Genomic DNA, 17,587 nt, shown 5'->3' with positions numbered 1-17,587 from the left:
CCGGACACTCGATCACTCGGCCCGCCGCGCCAGTCGCTCAGACAGCACTTGTCTTACAGCACTTGTCTTTCAGTACCGGTCAGTCAGGACAGGTCAGCCAGTACAGGTCAGCTGGCGCGGCTGGCCTTGATCAGCTGGGTGCCGGCGCTTTCCAGCGGCTGCAACAGCCGCAGCACCAGAATCAGCTGTGACAGCGCCAGGCGTCCGGTGGTGGATTCGACCCGCTCGACCTCGGCTTCCAGTGCCGCGATCTCATCTTCGCTGTCCAGCGTGACGGCGATCTCACCGCCCGCCTCCAATTGCTCTCCCAACGCCGTCAGCTGCTGACTCAGGCGCTCGCCATGGCGCAGCAGCGTCTCGATGCCACTGCTGGCCGAGGCGGTCGATTCCAGTTCGCCACGATGCGCTGCCAGTGCCGAGAGATAGCCGAGCACGGTATGCGCGTGGAGCAGGAAGCCGAAGCCCGGCTCGACATCGCGCCGGAAGTGGCCGGGCTCCTTGCGGGCCGTGGCCAGCAGATTGGAGAAGGCCGCGTCGGCGTTGTGGGCATTGCGGCGTGCCAGGCGGTAGGCCAGATCATCGCGCTTGCCGTGGCGGTACTGGGACAGCACCTCGCCCAGATAGCGACCGCTGGTCTTGAGGCTGACGCCGGCCTGACGATAGAGCTTGCGGCCCTGCCAGTCCGGCAGGATCAACACCACCGAAAGCCCGGCCAGCAGGCCACCGACCAGCGTATCGAACAGGCGCGGCCAGATGAGATCGAAGCCATCGCCGACCTGGTTGAAGCACGCCAGCACCATCAGCGTGATGGCGGCGGTGGCCAGGGTATAGCGCGAGCCACGGGTGGCGAAGAACAGCACCCCCGCGACCACGGCGATCCCGGCCTGGATCGTGGGCGCCGGGAACAGACTGATCAGCGCCCAGCCGGCGACCAGACCGATCAACGTGCCCAGAATCCGCTGCGCCAGCGTGCGGCGCGTATCGCCGTAGCTGGGACGACACACGAACAGCCCGGTCAGCAGAATCCAGTAGCCCTGGGTCGGGTGCACCGCCAGCAGCACGCCATAGCCGGCCACCAGCGTCGCGGTCAGGCGCAGCGCATGGCGGAAGATCGGCGAGCGCGGCGTCAGGTGGCTGCGGATACGCTCGAACATGTCGCGCGTGCCGTGGGGCGAGCGGTCCAGCAGGCTGTTGTCGTTTTCATTGCTGACGGCTTCGAGATCATTCAGGCGCGCGATCTGGCCTTCGATCAGGCGCAGGTTACTGGCGAGGGCTTCCAGCGCCTGCATCAGATGGTGCCACTCGGGCCGCTGCTGTTGCTTGAGATAGACGAGCGAGGCATTGAGGTCTTCCAGCGCCTGCTGGCTGTCACTGGCATCGAAGGGCTGGCGCATCAACAGCGCCTTGCCGAGCCCGCGACAGGCGCGCCCCTGCTGCTCCAGCAGGCGCTGACAGCGGAACAGGATGTCGTGATGGAAGAAGGCGTCGGTGAGCTGCCCGTAAGGATAATGGCTGGAGCTGGCGCGCTCGTGGAGGTCCTGGGCGATGAAGTAGAGGCGCAGGTAGCGGTCGAGCTTGGTGGTATCGCGCCGCCCGGCGAGGCGCCGGAAGACCATCTCCTTGGTCTGGTTGAGCGCCACCACCACGCGACCGTTCTGCTCGGCCAGCGCCAGACGCCGGGCGGACTGGTCGACATTGCGCAGCGGTTCGAACAGCTGCGCCTTGAGAATCAGGTAGCGCCCCAGCTCACGGTAGAGCGTCGCCATGCTGTGCTTGAGCGGCTGGCGCGAGAACAGCGCACACCACACGACCGAGAGCAGGCCATACCAGGACGCCCCCACCACCAGCAGCAACGGCTGAACCAGATTGATGCCCAGCCCCGGCTCCCGCAGCCACTCGGGCAGGCTGCGCTCCAGCACCGCGATCTGACCATCTCCATGCTGCTGCTCGAGGCTGATCATGGTGTAGACGGCCAGAATCAACGAGGCGCGCGCGATGGCGCCGTAGCGGGCATCGATGGCGCCCAGCATCGGCATCGCGAAGGTGGCCAGCGCCAGCCCGATCACGAAGGGCAGCGGCATGCCGAACAACAGCTCCACCGAGACGGCGGCGATGCTGAAGCAGGCCAGCGTCATGCCCAGCGCGCGCAGTCGGCCGCGCCAGTGATCATCGGTTTCCGCCAGCCCCGAGGCGATCACGCCCAGAAACAGCGGAATCACCACCGCCATCTCGTCGAGCCAGAACCCCACCGCCATCACGCCACCCAGCGCGATCAACATGCGTAGCGAATAGCTGAAGGCATCCAGCGTCCACAGACGACGCAGGGAGTGCATGAGGGAGTCCAGGAGAGAGCGTGTCATGAAGTGTTCCGTGACCAGGGCGCCGGGCAGCGCATTAGACTTTAGATTTATATCGCTAGCATAACACCCCGTTCTGCCGTGTCCGAGAGCCATGGCGCATGCAAGCGTTGGCGGGCGCGTCGAATGTCGAATCGCCGCGACGTGCCACTCTGAAGACTCCTGACCTCATTGGCTTTCATGGAGAATACCGATGCATCCTCTTATCGAACGCGTCACTGGCTCCCTCGGGCTGTCACCGGAAATCGCCGAGCAGGCGGTCGGCATGGTTCTCAAGTTCGTGCGTGAGCAGGGGCCGGATGGCCCGGCCGCCTCACTGCTGGGCGCCATTCCGGGAGCGGAAGGCCTGATCGGCAGCGCAGGCGAGGAAGCCGCCGAGTCCGGTGGCGGTGGCCTCATGGGCGGCCTGATGGGCGCCGTCAGCGCCTTCACCGGCGGTGGCGGTGGCGGTGCGCTGGAACTGGGCCAGAAGCTGATGGGGCTGGACCTGAACATGGACCAGGCGCGCGGCGTAGCCGATGAGACGCTGAGCTATGCGCGGGAAGAAGCCGGCGATGGCGTGGTCGATCAGGTGCTCGAAGGCATTCCGGGCCTCAAGCAGTTGCTGTGACGCCTCGAGGGCGTTGAGAGGGTCTTCTCGAACAGCCCCTCGCAAGTAAAGGCTCGCGACAACTGCTCATGACAAAAACAACGCCCCGCTGATTCTCTCAGCGGGGCGTCTTTCGTTCATGCAGGCACGGCACAGGGCCATTCAGCGAATGCGCTTGAGCAATGACTGCAAGCGGTTGAGCTGGGCCGAATCGCCGACCAGCCGCACGCGCTGGTCCATCAGGCCTTGCAGGAAGGCACGCGGCGAGGGCTTGAGCAGAAAGGCCACCGCACTGTCGCTATCGGCGAAGCGCAGCTCAAGCTCGGTATCCACCGGCAGGCCACTGCCCGTGGTGACGCCCGCGTGGGACATGCGGTAGTGACGCGCGATGCTCATGTCTTCGGTCGCGACGCCCCAGTCCAGCGGACGCTTTTCCAGCTCGGCACGAAATTCGGGGTCACGCTTGAAGGCCCGCTTGAGCAGCAGACCCAGCACCCACAGCAATATCTTGAGCTTCATGGTGTCATTCCTTGAATCGCGAAGCGTCGGTCACGCAGGCCATATGAAAATGCCACCGGCCCCGCAGGGCGGAACCGGTGGCATCAGCATGACAGCCGACAGGGCTTTTGATGACGACGATTGAAAGCCATGGCGACAGCCACCCCGGGTCTGCGCTGAAGCACGAGCCGAGGTTACTTGGTCACTGCATCCTTCAACGACTTGCCGGGTTTGAAGGCAACGGTCTTGCTGGCCGGGATGGTCAGCGGCTTGCCTGTCTGAGGGTTCTTGCCGGTACGCGCCGCACGCTGGCGCACGGTGAATGACCCGAAACCGATCAGTGAGACGTCATTGCCTTTGGCCACGGTATGAGTGATCTCGTCGAGAATCACGTTCAGTACCTGACTGGCCTTGTCCTTGGATAGATCCGCACGCTCGGCGATGGCCGCAGCGAGTTCTGGCTTGCGCATGAAAAGCCCTCCTGGTTTGGCATTCTGCACGGGCGGCCAAGCCGCCGTTTCCATTGTTGTTCTTGCACTTGCTAGCGGTGGCGTATGGCGGCGACGCAATCCGCTCCCGGCAAGCTTTGCCGTATCAAACCTGTCGATGGCAGCATTCTGTCAGACGACGCCCGCTGAGCAGCATGTCTGACGGAGCATTCACTATCGTGCCTGACCGCGCTGGCAGCAAGGGATTTACGACCATCGATCATGGCATCGCCTAGCCTAGCAACGGCGGCGCCTGCCGCGCTAGCTCGACTTTCCTGCGAACGGCGGCGCCTGTCAACGCATATCCAATCAAGCGTTCGTTCATATCCAGTGCACGCGCTTCGAGGTCATCGCCTTCACCGTTGATTTCCCAGCGCGCCACGGCCGAACGCGGCGGATAGGCCACCACCGGCAAGGCCGGTGTCTTGACCAGCACCGGCCACGCCTTCCAGTCGAGCACGCTTGGCTCACCACACAGGTTGGCTGCCAGGGTGCGCGCGGCCATCTGCAGCGGCTGGACATACATGGCATTGACGCCCTCGACGCTGGCGCAATCGCCCAGCGCCCAGATATGCGGCTGTGAGGTGGCCAGGTGGCGGTCGACACGGATGCCGTCGCCGCCGGCGCTCAGGCCTGCGGCCTGCGCCAGACGAATGCGCGGCGCCAACCCGGTGGCCAGCAGAACCACGGAGCCCGTCAGGCGACGACCGCTCTGCAGGCGCACCTCGACCGGCGCGGCCTGACGTTCGGCCTCCTCGCCTGAGCTGGCGGCGATGGTCTCGACCATCTCGCCCTGGCGACGCGTCACACCGAGCCCATCCAGCGCCGCGCCCAGACGCTGCCCCAGTGCTTGCGGCAACAATCCATCCAACGGAGTTTCCTCCGGCGCGACCAGGGTGACGCGGTGGCCGGCGGCCGTCAGATCATTGGCGTATTCACAGCCGACCAGTCCGGCACCGACAATCACCACGTGCCCGTCTTCCCCACGCTCGCGGGCCTTCGCCAGCGTCGCGCAGAAGGCCGCATAGTCGTCGAGGTCATTGATGCTCTGCACGCGTGAGGCCACTTCCGCGGCGACGGGGAAGGGACGACGCGGCGCGGCACCGAGTGCCAGCACCAGCTCGTCATAGGCCAGACACTCCTCGCCCAGCCATAGCTGGCGGGCATCACCGTCGATGGCAGTGACGCGTTGATGGGTACGCAGCTCGGCATTCAGCTCGTCCACCAGCGCCACCGGCGCCTGACGCGACAGGTCGGTGGCCGACATCTTCTTGGCGAAGGCGGTGGACAGCATCGGCTTGGCGTAATCGTGGCCGCTGTCCTGGCTGATGAGGATCAGCCGGCTGTCCTTGTCACGCGCACGCAGCGCGCGCGCCAGACCAATGCCCGCCATGCCGGTACCAATGATGACAAGGGTGCGTGGGTCGCGCATGGCACCATCTCCTGAGATCGATCCGAGGGAAGCGCTGATGAAAGAGCGCCAACAGCGTCCGTCATGAACGCCGATGAATGCGCCCAGCATACCAGCCCGCCAGCAGTGCAGGCATGCCTGAGCGGGAGGCCTTGCCGCCCGGCCATGCTAGACTCGCCATTTCGTCATCCTGACAGGGAATTCACCGTGGTCCGATGCCCAGCAGGCGAGCCTCATCGCGCAGCGCTCACGCCACAGACCTCCACCTGTGAGGCGCCTCATTCGTCAGCCGAGTCCCTGTGCCAGCCTGCGCCTCGCTGGCCTTCGCCCACGCGCGCCGCACCCGCTGCTTCGGCGGCGGTGCGCCGTCATTGGCAGCCGGCTGCCGCGCTGCAGGGTGTCATGCCGGCCGGCTGGTGGGCGTGGCTCTCCTCGACGGACTCGCTGACCCAGCGTCTTGCCAGCGCCATGCAACAGCAGGATGAACGCGATGGCCAGCCAATCCAGGGCCTGCGCGTGCGCCTGCTGCTGCAGGACACCGGCCCCGCGCGGCTGGATGAGGCACGCCTGCTGGGCATCGGCCCGCGCCGGCATGTCTGGCGGCGCGAAGTGGCACTCTGTCATGGCGATACGCCATGGGTGATCGCACGCTCGCTGGCGGCGCTGGACCTGGCCCACGGTCATCGCCTCTCGACGCTGGGTGAGCGCTCGCTGGGCCATTGGCTGTTTCGCCAGCCCGACCTGACCCGCAGTGCCATCGATGTCAGCCGCGCCCCGCTGGTGCTTTCGAGCCCCAGGCCGCTGGCCCGCACCACCAGTCGGTGGATGCGCCGCTCGATGTTCTCGCATGGTCGCTTCAAGGTGCTGGTGCAGGAGGGCTTCACACCGGCCTTCCAGCACGCGCTGCAACTGGCCTGAGCCTTGCGCCCGACTGGCCTCGTTTCCCTCTCTTCCCTTGCCCACTACCACCCGCCCAGGAGCCCCGATGACCGCGTCATCCACTTCCGCCGCTTCGCGTCCTTCCAGACTGGCCGACTACCTCGCCCTGACACGGCTGGACCGCCCCATCGGCACCTGGCTGCTGATGTGGCCGACCCTGTGGGCACTGTGGCTGGCGGCAGATGGCATTCCCGAGCGCACGACCCTGCTGATCTTCATCGCCGGGGTCTATCTGATGCGCGCCGCCGGCTGCGTGATCAACGACTACGCCGACCGCCACTGGGACAAGCATGTCGAGCGCACGCGTGACCGGCCGCTGACCTCGGGTCGCATTTCGGAGCGCGAGGCGCTGACACTGTTCGGGGGGCTGGTCGCGGCCGCCTTCGTGCTGGTGTGCTTCACCAACCTGACCACGGTGCTGCTGTCGATCGTCGCCGTACTGCTGGCGGCCAGCTATCCGTTCATGAAGCGCTTCCATCATCTGCCCCAGGTAGTACTGGGCGCCGCCTTCGGCTGGGCGATTCCGATGGCCTTCGCCGCGACGCTGGAGGAGGTGCCGACCTACGGCTGGTGGCTGTTCGCGGCCAACCTGATGTGGACGGTGGCCTACGACACCGCCTACGCGATGGTCGATCGCAACGACGACCTCAAGGTGGGCATCAAGTCCACCGCCGTGCTGTTCGGGCGTGCCGACAAGCTGATGATCGGCCTGTTGCAGCTGGGCATGCTGGCGGTGTTGATCGGCATCGGCCTGCAGCTGGCGCTGGGCATCTTCTACTGGCTGGGACTGGCTGCCGCCGCCGTCACCTTCGTCTGGCAGCAACGTCTGATCCGTGAGCGTGAGCGTGCGCCCTGCTTCCAGGCCTTCCTCAACAATCATTGGACGGGTCTGCTGATCTTCGCCGGTATCGCCCTGGCGACCTGGCCGATGAGCTGACTCCTGCATAAACATTAGTTTTATTTGATTTAAAGCGACCCCTGCCCTCTGTTGCTCCCCAGCCCACGGTTCATGCCTGCCTGCCGCGCCTCCAAGGCGGCTGGCAGGCTTGCGTGCAAGCTGCCATGCTGGCAGTTGTCATCTCGTTGTCATATAAGCGGGTTGTAATCGTCATCGACTTGTCATTCTGGCGCGTGCGCCGACTGCTGCATGGGATCTAGCGATGAGCTCCAAGACCGTACTGATTGTCGACGATGAATCCTCGATTCGCGAGATGATCGCCGTTGCCCTCGAAATGGCGGATTACCGCGTGCTGGAGGCAGACAATGCCCAGGACGCCCACGCCATCGTCGTCGATGAAAAGCCCGATCTGCTGTTGCTGGACTGGATGATGCCGGGCACCAGTGGCCTGGAGCTCGCGCGGCGTCTCAAGCGTGACGAGACCACCTCGGAGCTGCCGATCATCCTGCTGACCGCCAAGGGCGAGGAAGACAACAAGATTCAAGGCCTGGAAGCCGGTGCCGACGACTACATCACCAAGCCCTTCTCGCCGCGCGAGCTGGTCGCCCGCCTCAAGGCCGTGCTGCGTCGCACCACTCCCAAGGGGGTCGAGGAGGCGGTGGAAGTCGAAGGCCTGATGCTCGACCCGGCCAGCCACCGCGTCACCGCCCACGGCAACTCGCTGGATGTCGGCCCGACCGAATATCGCCTGCTGCAGTTCTTCATGACGCATCAGGAGCGTGCCTACACGCGCAGTCAGCTGCTCGATCAGGTATGGGGCGGCAACGTCTATGTCGAGGAGCGCACCGTGGACGTGCACATCCGTCGCCTGCGCAAGGCGCTGGGCACAGGCCATCAGCATCTGATCCAGACCGTCCGCGGCACCGGTTACCGCTTCAGCGCTCAGGCCTGAGGGATTCATGCGCTATTGGACCAACGAGCTATGGCGCCTCGGCTACCTTGCCGGTGGCTTCGGCCTGATCGGTGGCCTGCTGGGCCATCTAGGCTGGGGCCTGGCGCTGGGTCTTTCGCTGTATCTGTTCGTCCATCTCAAGCACTTGAAGAGCCTCTACACCTGGCTGATCACCAATCCCCATGAAGAGCCGCCGCCCGGCGATGGCGTCTGGGGAGACCTGCTCGATCGTCTCTACCGCTACCAGAAGGGCCAGCGTCAGGCTCAGGAGCGACTGCGCAGCATCCTCAACCGTATCCAGGAATCCTCGGAGGCCATGCGCGACGGCCTGGTGATGCTGGACAACCACGGTGACATGGAATGGTGGAACAGCGCTGCCGAGCAGCTGGTCGGTCTCAAGGCCAGCCACGACCGCGGTCAGCACATCACCAACTATCTGCGTGACCCCGTCTTCATCGACTACTTCAATCGGCTGGCCTACCGCGAGCCGCTGACGCTCCAGTCGCCGCTGTCTGACAACCTGACGCTGCAGATCTCCATCACCCTGTTCGGTGACAACGAGCGTCTGGTCATGCTGCGTGACGTCACCCGCCTCTATCGTCTTGAAGAGATGCGCCGCGACTTCGTGGCCAATGTCTCCCATGAGCTGCGCACGCCGCTGACGGTGCTGGCCGGCTATCTCGAGACCTACTCCGATTACGCCGATGACCTGCCACCGCGCTGGCAGCGTGGACTGGGCCAGATGCAGAGCCAGACCGACCGCATGCAGCACCTGGTCGAGGACCTGCTGACCCTGTCACGCCTGGAAACCGACGAGCTGTCCGACAACGGTCGCTGCATCGACATGAGCGCCCTGCTCGGCCATATCCGCGACGACGCCGAAGGCCTGTCCCAGGGGCGCCACACCTTCTCCATCGAGGCCGATGCCAGCGTGTCTCTGCGCGGTGAGGAGCAGGAGCTGCGCAGCGCGATCTCGAATCTGGTATTCAATGCGGTGCGCTACACCCCCGAAGACTGCCATATCACCCTGCGCTGGAAGGCGGATGACCAGGGCCTGCTGGTCGAGGTGGAAGATGACGGGGACGGCATCGACCCGGTCCACCTGCCGCGCCTGACCGAGCGCTTCTACCGCATCGACAAGGGCCGCAGCACCGCCACGGGAGGCACCGGCCTCGGGCTTGCCATCGTCAAGCATGTGCTGATTCGTCATCAGGGCCATCTGGAGATCGACAGCCACCCCGGCGAGGGTGCGCGCTTCCGCTGTCGCTTCCCCGACGAGCGCGCCTGCCAGGCGAGCGCTCCCCAGGCCAGCAGTGCGCTAGCCCAGTGATGGGCTGATTCAGTGATGATCTGACCCGGACGCCAGCCCAACGCAGAACGCCCCGCAGCCACCTCGAAAGGAGGCGACTGCGGGGCGTTTCGTTTGGTCAATCAGACGACGCTGCGGCTATTTCAGCGACGTGCCAACTTAGCGACGAGTCAGTTCAGCGACAAGCCAGCTCTGCGACAGGCTGTCTCAACGACGCGGCGCCGGCAACTGACGGTAGTGGCTCTGCCACATCAGTACCGCCCCGGCGACGGCGCCCGGGATGAACAGCAGATTGGCCAGCGGCACCAGCGTCATGACGAACACCGCGGCGCCGAAGGTCAGTGAGGGCCACCAGCGCGCCTTGAGGCGCTGCTTCATGTCACCGAAGCTGACCTGATGGTTGTCCATCGGGTAGTCGAGGTACTGGATCGACATGCTCCAGGCCGAGAACAGTCCCCACAACAGCGGCGAGAGCAGGTTCAGGCCCGGGATGAAGCCGATGATGAACAGCGCGATCATGCGCGGGATGAAGTAGCCCAGCTTGGCCATTTCACGCCCCAGCGAGTCGACGCCGATCTTCATCAGGCCGCGATCATCATCGATCAGGGTGCCATCCAGACGATGCTCGACCTTCTCGGCCAGAATGCCGTAAAAGGGCGCGGCGATCAGGTTGGTCACCAGGCTGAAGGTGAAGAACACCACCAGCAACAGACTCACCACCAGCACCGGCCAGATCAACCAGCTGAGCCAGTCCAGCCACGCCGGTACCTTGAGCATCCAGTAATCGATCCAGCCACCGAACTGGTTGAACAACACCCACAGCGTGATGCTGTAGAGCACCAGGTTGATCGCCAGCGGTACGAATACGAAGCGGCGCAGCCCGGGGGTATAGACCATGCGGGTCCCGCGGACCAGCGCCGATACGGCATCAATCATGCGACGTCCTCGTCATCTCAAAAGAACCGGCCAGCCAGCGGGCTGACCGGAGCCACACCCTAGCACTCCCGCCTGCGCGGCGCAGCTGTCGGCCGCCTGACACCGCTCGCGCTCCCACGACGCAATCGCCCCGCGGCCTGCCGGTGGGCAGGTGCGGGGCGAAAGAGGCGACACAGGGGCAGGGAAGCGCGTCAGCTCACTTCTTGTCCAGGTCCTGCGGCTTCAGGTCATGGGTATCGGTGTGACGCACGTCCACGCCCTTGACCAGGAAGATGACGTACTCGGCCAGGTTGTCGGCGTGGTCACCGATGCGCTCCAGCGCACGCAGAATCCACATCACATTGAGCACCGGCGTGATCTGGCGCGCGTCTTCCATCATGAAGGTCATCAGCGAGCGCATCGCGCTCTGATATTCCAGATCCACCGAGGCGTCTTCACGCAGTACCTTGAGGGCAAGGTCGGTATCGAAGCGCGCGAAGGCCGTCAGGGAGTCACGCACCATGCTGCGCACGTGCTGACTGAGGTGACGCACCTCGACCATGCCGCGCGGGCTCTGGCCATTCTCGACCAGCGAGATGGCATTGCGTGCGATCTTGCTCGATTCATCACCGATACGTTCGAGATCGGAGGTGGCGCGGATGACGGCCAGCACCAGGCGCAGGTCGGAGGCCGCCGGCTGACGGCGGGCCAGCACCCGGGTGCACTCGTCATCGATCTTGAGCTGCATGTCGTTGACAGCCTTGTCGTTGTCGCGCACCCGCGTGGCGGTTTCACTGTCGCCTTCCAGCAATGCCGTGACGGCATCCTGCAGCTGCTTCTCTACCAGTCCGCCCATGGCCAGCAGGTGTGTCTTCAGTGCATCCAGCTCGTGATTGAACTGCTCTGAGATATGCTTGCCGTGCGAATCGCTGGTGATATCCATTTCCCTCTCCCGGAAAGTCGCCCACCGAGTCAGGGGGCGTGACATGAATGACGTGACAAGTATGGCCCACTACTGACTGACACAGCGGGCTCCCCCTCAGCATGCCGACACTTGATTGCAGTTATGTTTCACCCATGGCGCAAAGGCGCTATCTGGCCGCCATCGTCAGCAATATCAGGACGAAAGGGCTACCTGGCTGCACGTTCGCGCATGAGCGCGCTAACCGAAACGCCCCGTGATGTAGTCTTCCGTCTGGCGGCGCCGCGGGTTGGTGAACAGCTGATCGGTCGGGGCGAATTCCACCAGGCGGCCCTCATGCAGGAAGGCGGTATCGTCTGACACCCGCGCGGCCTGCTGCATGTTGTGCGTGACGATGATCAGTGTCAGGCGCGAGCGCAGCGAACGGATCAGCTCCTCGATCTTGAGCGTCGAGATGGGGTCCAGCGCCGAGGCCGGTTCATCCAGCAGCAGCACCTCCGGCTCGACCGCCAGCGTCCGCGCGATCACCAGCCGCTGTTGCTGGCCACCCGAGAGCCCCAGCGCGCTGTCGTGCAGGCGGTCCTTCACCTCTTCCCAGAGCGCCGCGGAGCGCAGACAGGATTCGACCTTGTCATCGAGGTGGCGCTTGTCATTCTCGCCGACCAGCCGCAGTCCGAAGGCCACGTTCTCGTAGACCGACATCGGAAAGGGGTTGGGCGTCTGGAAGACCATGCCGATCCGGCGGCGCAGCATCGGCACGTCCACGCCGCGCGCATGAATGTCCTCGCCCTCGAGCAGTACCTTGCCGGAAAGACGTGACTGTTCGTCGAGATCGGTCATGCGATTGAAGGTACGCAACAGACTCGACTTGCCGCAGCCGGAAGGGCCGATGAAGGCCGTCACGCGCTTGCGTGCGATCTGCAGGCTGACATCCTCCAGTGCGCGGCGCGTCTGGTTCTCCTTGCCGACACGTGCCTGATAATCGAGGCTCAGGTGACGGGTTTCCAGGCAGATGTCCTCAGCCGGCCGCGCAGGCGTCTCCTGAAGAAACAACTGGGGCTTGGGCTGTTCAGAGTCACGCCTCATTCGGTGGCTCCCTTGTAACGTTGTGCCAGCATGTGACGCAGGCGAATGGCACTCAGATTGAGGCATAGAATCACGACCACCAGCACCAGCGCGGTCGCGTAGACCAGCGGCCGACTGCTGAAGGCGTCGCTGCTCTGGAAGGCCAGATCATAGACCTGATGCCCCAGATGCATGAATTTTCGGTCCAGATGCAGCCACGGGAAGCTGTCATCCAGCGGCAGGTCCGGGGCCAGCTTGACCACCCCGACCAGCATCAGCGGCGCGACTTCGCCCGCCGCACGCGCCACGGCCAGAATCAGCCCCGTCATCAGCGCCGGCGAGGCAGCCGGAATCACCACGCGCTTGAGCGTTTCCAGGCGTGTCGCCCCCAGCGCCAGCGCACCTTCGCGCAGACGACGCGGCACGCGCGCCAGCCCCTCTTCCGTGGCGACGATCACCACCGGCAAGGTCAGCAGGGCCAGCGTCAGCGAGGCCCACAGAATGCCGCCGGTCCCGAAGGTCGGCGTCGGCAGCCGCTCGGAATAGAACAGCTCATCGATTCCGGCGCCCAGTCCATAGACGAAGAAACCGAGACCGAACACGCCGTAGACAATGGAGGGCACCCCGGCCAGGTTGCGCAGCGCGATGCGCGTCAGGCGCGTCAGGCGTCCCTGATGGGCCACCTCGTGCAGATAGAGCGCCGCCATCACGCCGAAGGGCATCACCATGATCGACATCAGTACCACCATCAGCACGGTGCCGAAGATGGCGGGCCAGACGCCACCGAAGCCCTCGGTAGGCGCGCCGGCCACGAAGTCACGGAAACGCTTGAACGTCATCATCAGCCGGCCGCTGAAGCCCATCGCATTGGGCCGCCAGGCATTGCGGATATCATCGAGCGCGATGCGGCCTTCGTAGCCGCCATTGCCGCCCAGCAGCAACTGACCGCCCGCCAGCGCATCCCGCAGGGCACTCAGCTGACCTTCACGCTCGATGAAGGCGCTGCGCACCTCTTCCAACTCCTCCTGCATCTGCTGCTCGAGCTCAGCGTCCTCTTGAGTCCGCGCCGGGTCACCGTCAGCAGTGGCGCTGCGCCGGGATTCGAGCGACTGCTGCAGCGCCTGATAGCGACTGCTCAAGGCTTCACTGTCCAGGCGCAGTGCCTGCAACTGGCGGCGCTCGCTCTCGATCATCTTCAGGCGGGCAAACAGCGGCTCGGCGTCCTCGGACAAGGGCCGGACAGGTCCGTCGCCGACATCGGGCGTGTGGTCCATCTCCCCTGTCATCGGGTCACTCAGCGCCCGTGGCATGCCGTAGAGAGTGCGGCCGTCGCGCATTTCCAGCATCAGCGCCTGGCTGGGGAAGGTCATCCTGTCGAGCAGCGTCTCCGGCAGCCACTGCCAGCTGGCCGCGGCCCCGTCACGTGAGGATGTCTGCAGCAGCCACCATTGCTGGCGAGCGTCATCCCCCTCGCCCGAGGTAACACGGCGCATCTCCTCGTGCATCAGCTCGCCGAGCAGATGGCGATTGTCGGCCGCTGGCTCACCGCGCGTGGTGGTCAGCGCCGTGGGACTCTGGCCCGGCTGCGCCGTCAGCTCCACCTCGACCAGCCGTGAGGGCCAGAAGTGACTGAAGGAGCCCACCACCAGCAGGCTGAGCAGGCCCAGCACCAGCACCAGCGAGACACTGACCGCCATGGCATTCAGCCAGCCCCACGGGCCGCCGTCGCGCCAGTAGCGCTGCAGGCGCCCGACCAGCGGCTCGCGCGGGCGCAGCAGTGAGGAGCTGGCGCGATTGGTGTCAGGGTGACTCATCCCCAGCTCCCCTGATTGGGCGGCGTGAAGCGCTGTCGCAGCACTTCCGCCAGCGTATTGACCACGAAGGTGAAGACGAACAATGCCAGGGCAGCGAGGAACAGCAAGCGGTAGTGGCTGCTGCCGACCTCGGCCTCCGGCAGCTCGATGGCCAGGGTCGCGGCCAGTGAACGCAGGCCCTCGAACAGACTGGCATCCACCAGCGGCGTATTGCCGGCCACCATCAGCACGATCATCGTCTCACCGACGGCACGCCCCATGCCGATCATCATCGCCGAGAACAGCCCGACCGCAGCGGCAGGCAGGATGACGCGGCGCAGACTCTGCCATGGCGTCGCGCCAAGCGCCGCGGAGCCTGCGGCCAGACCGCGCGGCACCGACGAGAGGGCATCCTCGCTGAGCGTGAACAGGGTCGGCATCACCGCCAGCCCCAGCGCCATGCCGGTCACCAGGGTGTTGCGCTGGGCGTAATCGATGCCGTAGTGGCTGAACAGCCACTGACGTAGGTCGCCGTCGAACCACCACTGCTCGACCTGGCCGGCGATGGTCACATCCAGCCACAGCAGCACGAACAGCAGCGGCAACAGCCCGAAGGCCGCCATGTTTTCCGGCAGCAGATTACGCCATACGCGCGGCGACAGGGTCCACAGGAAGCCGGCCACCATGGTGCCCAGCGGAATCAGGACCAGCCCCAGCAACACCGCCATCAGCTCACGCTCGACGAAGGGCGCGACCACCAGCGCGGCGATGAAGCCGATCACCACGGTCGGCAGCGCCTCCATCATCTCCAGCAGCGGCTTGATGCGGGAACGCTGGCGCGGCGCCATGAAGCAGGCGACATGGATGGCACAGCCGAGCCCCAACGGCACGGCAAACAGCAGCCCGACCAGCGCCGCCTTGAGCGTGCCCCACATGATGGGCACCAGCGACAGACGGGGTTCGTGGGTACCGGTGCTCTCCAGCTGCCAGATCCACTCCGGCGCTGCGCGTCCCTCATACCAGACCTTGCCGAAGATGGCGTCGAGCCCGACGGCCTGATGCGGGTCGTGTATCGCAAGCCCCGCATAGGCCTTGCCGAGCGCCCCCAGCGACGCTTCCTGAGCGGGCAGCCTTGCCTCCCGGGTCGCCGATGCCAGCAAGCGGCGGTCATCATTGTCAAATTCCAGCGTCACGCCAGCCGCGACCCGGGCGGCGTCCAGCCAGTCCAGCACCTGACGGCGACGCTCGCTGGTGGCCAGATAGAGGCCAAGGCGGCCGTTGGCGTCCAGCGCGGCAAAGCCGAGGCTGTGATGGGCGGCAGCCATCGTCACCACCGGCGCCGACAGGTCACTGTCAAAGACGCCGGCCTTGACCAGCGGCTGCGCATGCGCCGGCAACAGGTAATGGCTCAGGCCACCGGCGGCGTCTCCGACGATCAGGCTTCTGCCGCCACGCAGGACGCTGATCGCGGTGATCGCCGGCGATGACGCGGAGGCAGAAGAGGCCATAGCGTGATGTGCCAGCTTGCGCGCCAGCGGCTTGGTCCCGGTGGAGGCCTCGCTCAGTTGCCACTGGGTGAAGCCATCGCGGTCAGCGGTGACCAGCAGACGCCCCTGCTGCGAAGACAGCCTGGCCGTGCCCGGCAACCACTGCTGCTGCCACTCGGAGAGCGGCGTCTGGCTTGCTGCATCGTCACCCAGCGCGCCGGCGGTAGCGTGCGACGCCGACAAGGCCAGGCGCGCCAGCCACAGGCCATCGCCCTCCTCGTACGGAATGCGCAGCCACAGCTGGTCACGGCTGAGCATCAGGCTTGCCTGGCGGCGCTCAAGCCCTGCGGGAACCTCGATGGCACTGCCGCGCAGTCGCACGCCAGCGGCGGACTGCTGAACCACCTGCAGGCGATCATCCGCGAGCCAGACACCCGCCAGCGGCGAGGTACGCGAATCCGCCGTCGAATCGTCACTGGCCAGCACGGGAGGCAGCCCGTCACGCGCGGCAAGCGGCATGTCAGGCAAGGCGCTCAGCCAGTCAGGATCGGTCTGCGCGGCAGGCATCTGCTGGTCGCTCACTTGCTGTTCGAGCGCCTGCTGAGGAAGCGACGTGACGCTGGCGGGCTTGAGCAGCGGCCACGACACGCTGACCAGATAGGCCAGCATCACGACGACGATGACCATCACGCCCAGCCCGGCCGCTGTCAGCCACAGACTGGCAAGACGGTCATGCCGCAGACGACGACGCTGCATTCGGGAGGCATCAACTGCCGACATGAAATATCACCACGAAAGGATTCGCGCCCTGGAGTGTCGACTCCGCAGACGCATGAAGCGGGTATGGCACCGAGATTATGTCCAAGTGATGACAGAGAGATGACAAAGGCGAATCAAAGGGCATCCACATCCTCCAGCCCCAATTGCTGACGCCAGTGCAGCAGCTGCTTTTCCGGCAGCGGCACATAGCCACCACGCAGGATGGCCTGCTGACCCTGGCGCGACATGATCAATGACAGGAAGGCCTGCTCCAGCGCCGGGAGCGGCTCGTCAGGCACCCTATTGACGTAGATGTACAGCGCGCGGGTCAGCGGATAACGGCCATCGCGAATGCTGGCCCGGCTCGGGAAGACGGCGTGGCCACCCGCCTCACGGCTGACGGACAGCTGCTTCACCAGCGGCGAAGAAGTGCTGAAGCTGGCATAGCCGATGCCATTGGGCGAGGAGCCCACCGCACCGATGATGGAGGCCGAGCCCGGCTGTTCACTGACATCGAGGCGGAAGTCGCCATCGCACAGCGCGATACGGCGGAAGGCGCCGTAGGTGCCCGAGGTGGCACTGCGCCCGAAGCGCGTGATCTGGCGGTCATTCCACTCATCACTCAGCCCGAGCTGGCCCCAGCGATTGGCTGCCTGGCCACCACAGTTGTGCGTGGCGGAGAAGATGGCATCCAGCTGCGCGATGCTGATCTCCTCCAGCGGATTGCTGCGATGCACGATGATGCCCATCGCATCCAGCGCCACGGGCACACCCAGCGGCGGATAGCCGAATTCACGCGTGAAGTCCTGACGCTCCTGATCGCTCATCGGGCGCGACATCAGCCCGATGCGGGTGGTGCCGGCGATCAATGCCGGCGGTGCCGTCGAGGAGCCCGCGGCCTGCAGCTGCACGCGCACCCCCGGATGATAGCGGCGCAGCTGGGCAGCCCAGCGCGTCACCAGCACCGACAGGGTATCCGAGCCCACCGCCGTCAGGTTGCCCACCACCCCGGACACCGGGCGATATTCGGGCACCTTGTCGGCCAGTGCCGGAGCCGAGAGCGTCGAGAGCCCCAGCAGGCAGGCAAGCGACATCAGCCGCAGCGACGGCAGACCTGAGCGCAGACGGGGCGCGCAGGAGGAAGGCACATATGAGGAGGACGCGGATGACCCGCGACGCGACGCGAACACGGCGCGAAAGCCTGA

General features: G+C 65.3%; 15 protein-coding genes. 5 read left to right on the top strand and 10 right to left on the bottom strand.

The features are described from left to right. Positions 1–107 precede the first annotated feature (107 nt). Positions 108–2,360, bottom strand: a complete 2,253-nt coding sequence (yccS, locus tag AC4FAH_RS00645; protein ID WP_490245543.1) for a YccS family putative transporter — start codon at positions 2,358–2,360, stop codon at positions 108–110. Positions 2,361–2,550: 190 nt separating this feature from the next. Here yccS and AC4FAH_RS00640 point away from each other — a divergent pair, with 190 nt between their 5' ends. Continuing rightward, the gene (locus AC4FAH_RS00640) at positions 2,551–2,967 is read left to right on the top strand and encodes a hypothetical protein (RefSeq protein ID WP_192839003.1); all 417 of its coding nucleotides are present in this window, start codon (positions 2,551–2,553) and stop codon (positions 2,965–2,967) included. Between the two features lie 141 nt (positions 2,968–3,108). Here AC4FAH_RS00640 and AC4FAH_RS00635 read toward each other — a convergent pair whose 3' ends face one another. The 3 genes from AC4FAH_RS00635 to AC4FAH_RS00625 all read right to left on the bottom strand — a co-directional run bounded on the left by AC4FAH_RS00635 (position 3,109) and on the right by AC4FAH_RS00625 (position 5,364). Next, on the bottom strand, positions 3,109–3,465 hold the full coding sequence (locus AC4FAH_RS00635; RefSeq protein WP_054556348.1) for a hypothetical protein: 357 nt from the start codon (positions 3,463–3,465) through the stop codon (positions 3,109–3,111). A 173-nt stretch (positions 3,466–3,638) separates the two neighbouring features. Then, complete coding sequence (locus AC4FAH_RS00630) at positions 3,639–3,914, bottom strand: HU family DNA-binding protein (RefSeq protein WP_024952843.1); 276 nt, start codon at positions 3,912–3,914, stop codon at positions 3,639–3,641. Between the two features lie 250 nt (positions 3,915–4,164). Further along, a complete protein-coding gene (locus tag AC4FAH_RS00625; protein ID WP_153636716.1) occupies positions 4,165–5,364 on the bottom strand; it encodes an NAD(P)/FAD-dependent oxidoreductase in 1,200 nt (399 codons plus the stop codon). 339 nt (positions 5,365–5,703) lie between these two features. Here AC4FAH_RS00625 and AC4FAH_RS00620 point away from each other — a divergent pair, with 339 nt between their 5' ends. The 4 genes from AC4FAH_RS00620 to phoR all read left to right on the top strand — a co-directional run bounded on the left by AC4FAH_RS00620 (position 5,704) and on the right by phoR (position 9,462). After that, positions 5,704–6,261: a chorismate--pyruvate lyase family protein gene (locus AC4FAH_RS00620; protein WP_225348192.1), complete on the top strand. Its 558-nt coding sequence runs from the start codon at positions 5,704–5,706 to the stop codon at positions 6,259–6,261. Between the two features lie 67 nt (positions 6,262–6,328). After that, entirely contained in the window at positions 6,329–7,219 is an 891-nt protein-coding gene (gene ubiA / locus AC4FAH_RS00615; protein ID WP_043331742.1) for a 4-hydroxybenzoate octaprenyltransferase, read from the top strand. Between the two features lie 223 nt (positions 7,220–7,442). Next, positions 7,443–8,132 (top strand): phosphate regulon transcriptional regulator PhoB, encoded by a 690-nt coding sequence (phoB, locus tag AC4FAH_RS00610; RefSeq protein ID WP_043331741.1) that lies wholly within the window; start codon positions 7,443–7,445, stop codon positions 8,130–8,132. A gap of 7 nt (positions 8,133–8,139) precedes the next feature. Next, a complete protein-coding gene (gene phoR, locus AC4FAH_RS00605; protein ID WP_153636718.1) occupies positions 8,140–9,462 on the top strand; it encodes a phosphate regulon sensor histidine kinase PhoR in 1,323 nt (440 codons plus the stop codon). 186 nt (positions 9,463–9,648) lie between these two features. On the opposite strand, the gene cysZ is transcribed toward phoR, so the two are convergent. From cysZ to AC4FAH_RS00575, 6 genes are all read right to left on the bottom strand, one after another. Next, positions 9,649–10,377 (bottom strand): sulfate transporter CysZ, encoded by a 729-nt coding sequence (gene cysZ, locus AC4FAH_RS00600; RefSeq protein WP_107335789.1) that lies wholly within the window; start codon positions 10,375–10,377, stop codon positions 9,649–9,651. A gap of 196 nt (positions 10,378–10,573) precedes the next feature. Further along, complete coding sequence (gene phoU, locus AC4FAH_RS00595; RefSeq protein WP_043331737.1) at positions 10,574–11,299, bottom strand: phosphate signaling complex protein PhoU; 726 nt, start codon at positions 11,297–11,299, stop codon at positions 10,574–10,576. Between the two features lie 219 nt (positions 11,300–11,518). Next, entirely contained in the window at positions 11,519–12,364 is an 846-nt protein-coding gene (gene pstB, locus AC4FAH_RS00590) for a phosphate ABC transporter ATP-binding protein PstB (protein ID WP_084589238.1), read from the bottom strand. Continuing rightward, positions 12,361–14,157: a phosphate ABC transporter permease PstA gene (gene pstA / locus AC4FAH_RS00585; RefSeq protein WP_153636719.1), complete on the bottom strand. Its 1,797-nt coding sequence runs from the start codon at positions 14,155–14,157 to the stop codon at positions 12,361–12,363. Before pstA ends, pstB begins: the two co-directional genes overlap by 4 nt. Further along, a complete protein-coding gene (locus tag AC4FAH_RS00580) occupies positions 14,154–16,403 on the bottom strand; it encodes an ABC transporter permease subunit (RefSeq protein WP_153636720.1) in 2,250 nt (749 codons plus the stop codon). Before AC4FAH_RS00580 ends, pstA begins: the two co-directional genes overlap by 4 nt. A gap of 113 nt (positions 16,404–16,516) precedes the next feature. Then, the coding region (locus tag AC4FAH_RS00575) for a PstS family phosphate ABC transporter substrate-binding protein (protein ID WP_490245542.1) at positions 16,517–17,587 on the bottom strand (1,071 nt) is incomplete at its 5' end.

This window comes from Cobetia sp. (genome assembly GCF_983723665.1).
This window is presented reverse-complemented; position numbering and strand designations above follow the sequence as displayed.

Excerpts from the sequence above, each read along its gene's own strand:
- yccS (WP_490245543.1), bottom strand. The coding sequence starts at position 2,360 with ATGACACGCTCTCTCCTGGACTCCCTCATGCACTCCCTGCGTCGTCTG.
- AC4FAH_RS00640 (WP_192839003.1), top strand. The coding sequence starts at position 2,551 with ATGCATCCTCTTATCGAACGCGTCACTGGCTCCCTCGGGCTGTCACCG.
- AC4FAH_RS00635 (WP_054556348.1), bottom strand. The coding sequence starts at position 3,465 with ATGAAGCTCAAGATATTGCTGTGGGTGCTGGGTCTGCTGCTCAAGCGG.
- AC4FAH_RS00630 (WP_024952843.1), bottom strand. The coding sequence starts at position 3,914 with ATGCGCAAGCCAGAACTCGCTGCGGCCATCGCCGAGCGTGCGGATCTA.
- AC4FAH_RS00625 (WP_153636716.1), bottom strand. The coding sequence starts at position 5,364 with ATGCGCGACCCACGCACCCTTGTCATCATTGGTACCGGCATGGCGGGC.
- ubiA (WP_043331742.1), top strand. The coding sequence starts at position 6,329 with ATGACCGCGTCATCCACTTCCGCCGCTTCGCGTCCTTCCAGACTGGCC.
- phoB (WP_043331741.1), top strand. The coding sequence starts at position 7,443 with ATGAGCTCCAAGACCGTACTGATTGTCGACGATGAATCCTCGATTCGC.
- phoR (WP_153636718.1), top strand. The coding sequence starts at position 8,140 with ATGCGCTATTGGACCAACGAGCTATGGCGCCTCGGCTACCTTGCCGGT.
- cysZ (WP_107335789.1), bottom strand. The coding sequence starts at position 10,377 with ATGATTGATGCCGTATCGGCGCTGGTCCGCGGGACCCGCATGGTCTAT.
- phoU (WP_043331737.1), bottom strand. The coding sequence starts at position 11,299 with ATGGATATCACCAGCGATTCGCACGGCAAGCATATCTCAGAGCAGTTC.
- pstB (WP_084589238.1), bottom strand. The coding sequence starts at position 12,364 with ATGAGGCGTGACTCTGAACAGCCCAAGCCCCAGTTGTTTCTTCAGGAG.
- pstA (WP_153636719.1), bottom strand. The coding sequence starts at position 14,157 with ATGAGTCACCCTGACACCAATCGCGCCAGCTCCTCACTGCTGCGCCCG.
- AC4FAH_RS00580 (WP_153636720.1), bottom strand. The coding sequence starts at position 16,403 with ATGTCGGCAGTTGATGCCTCCCGAATGCAGCGTCGTCGTCTGCGGCAT.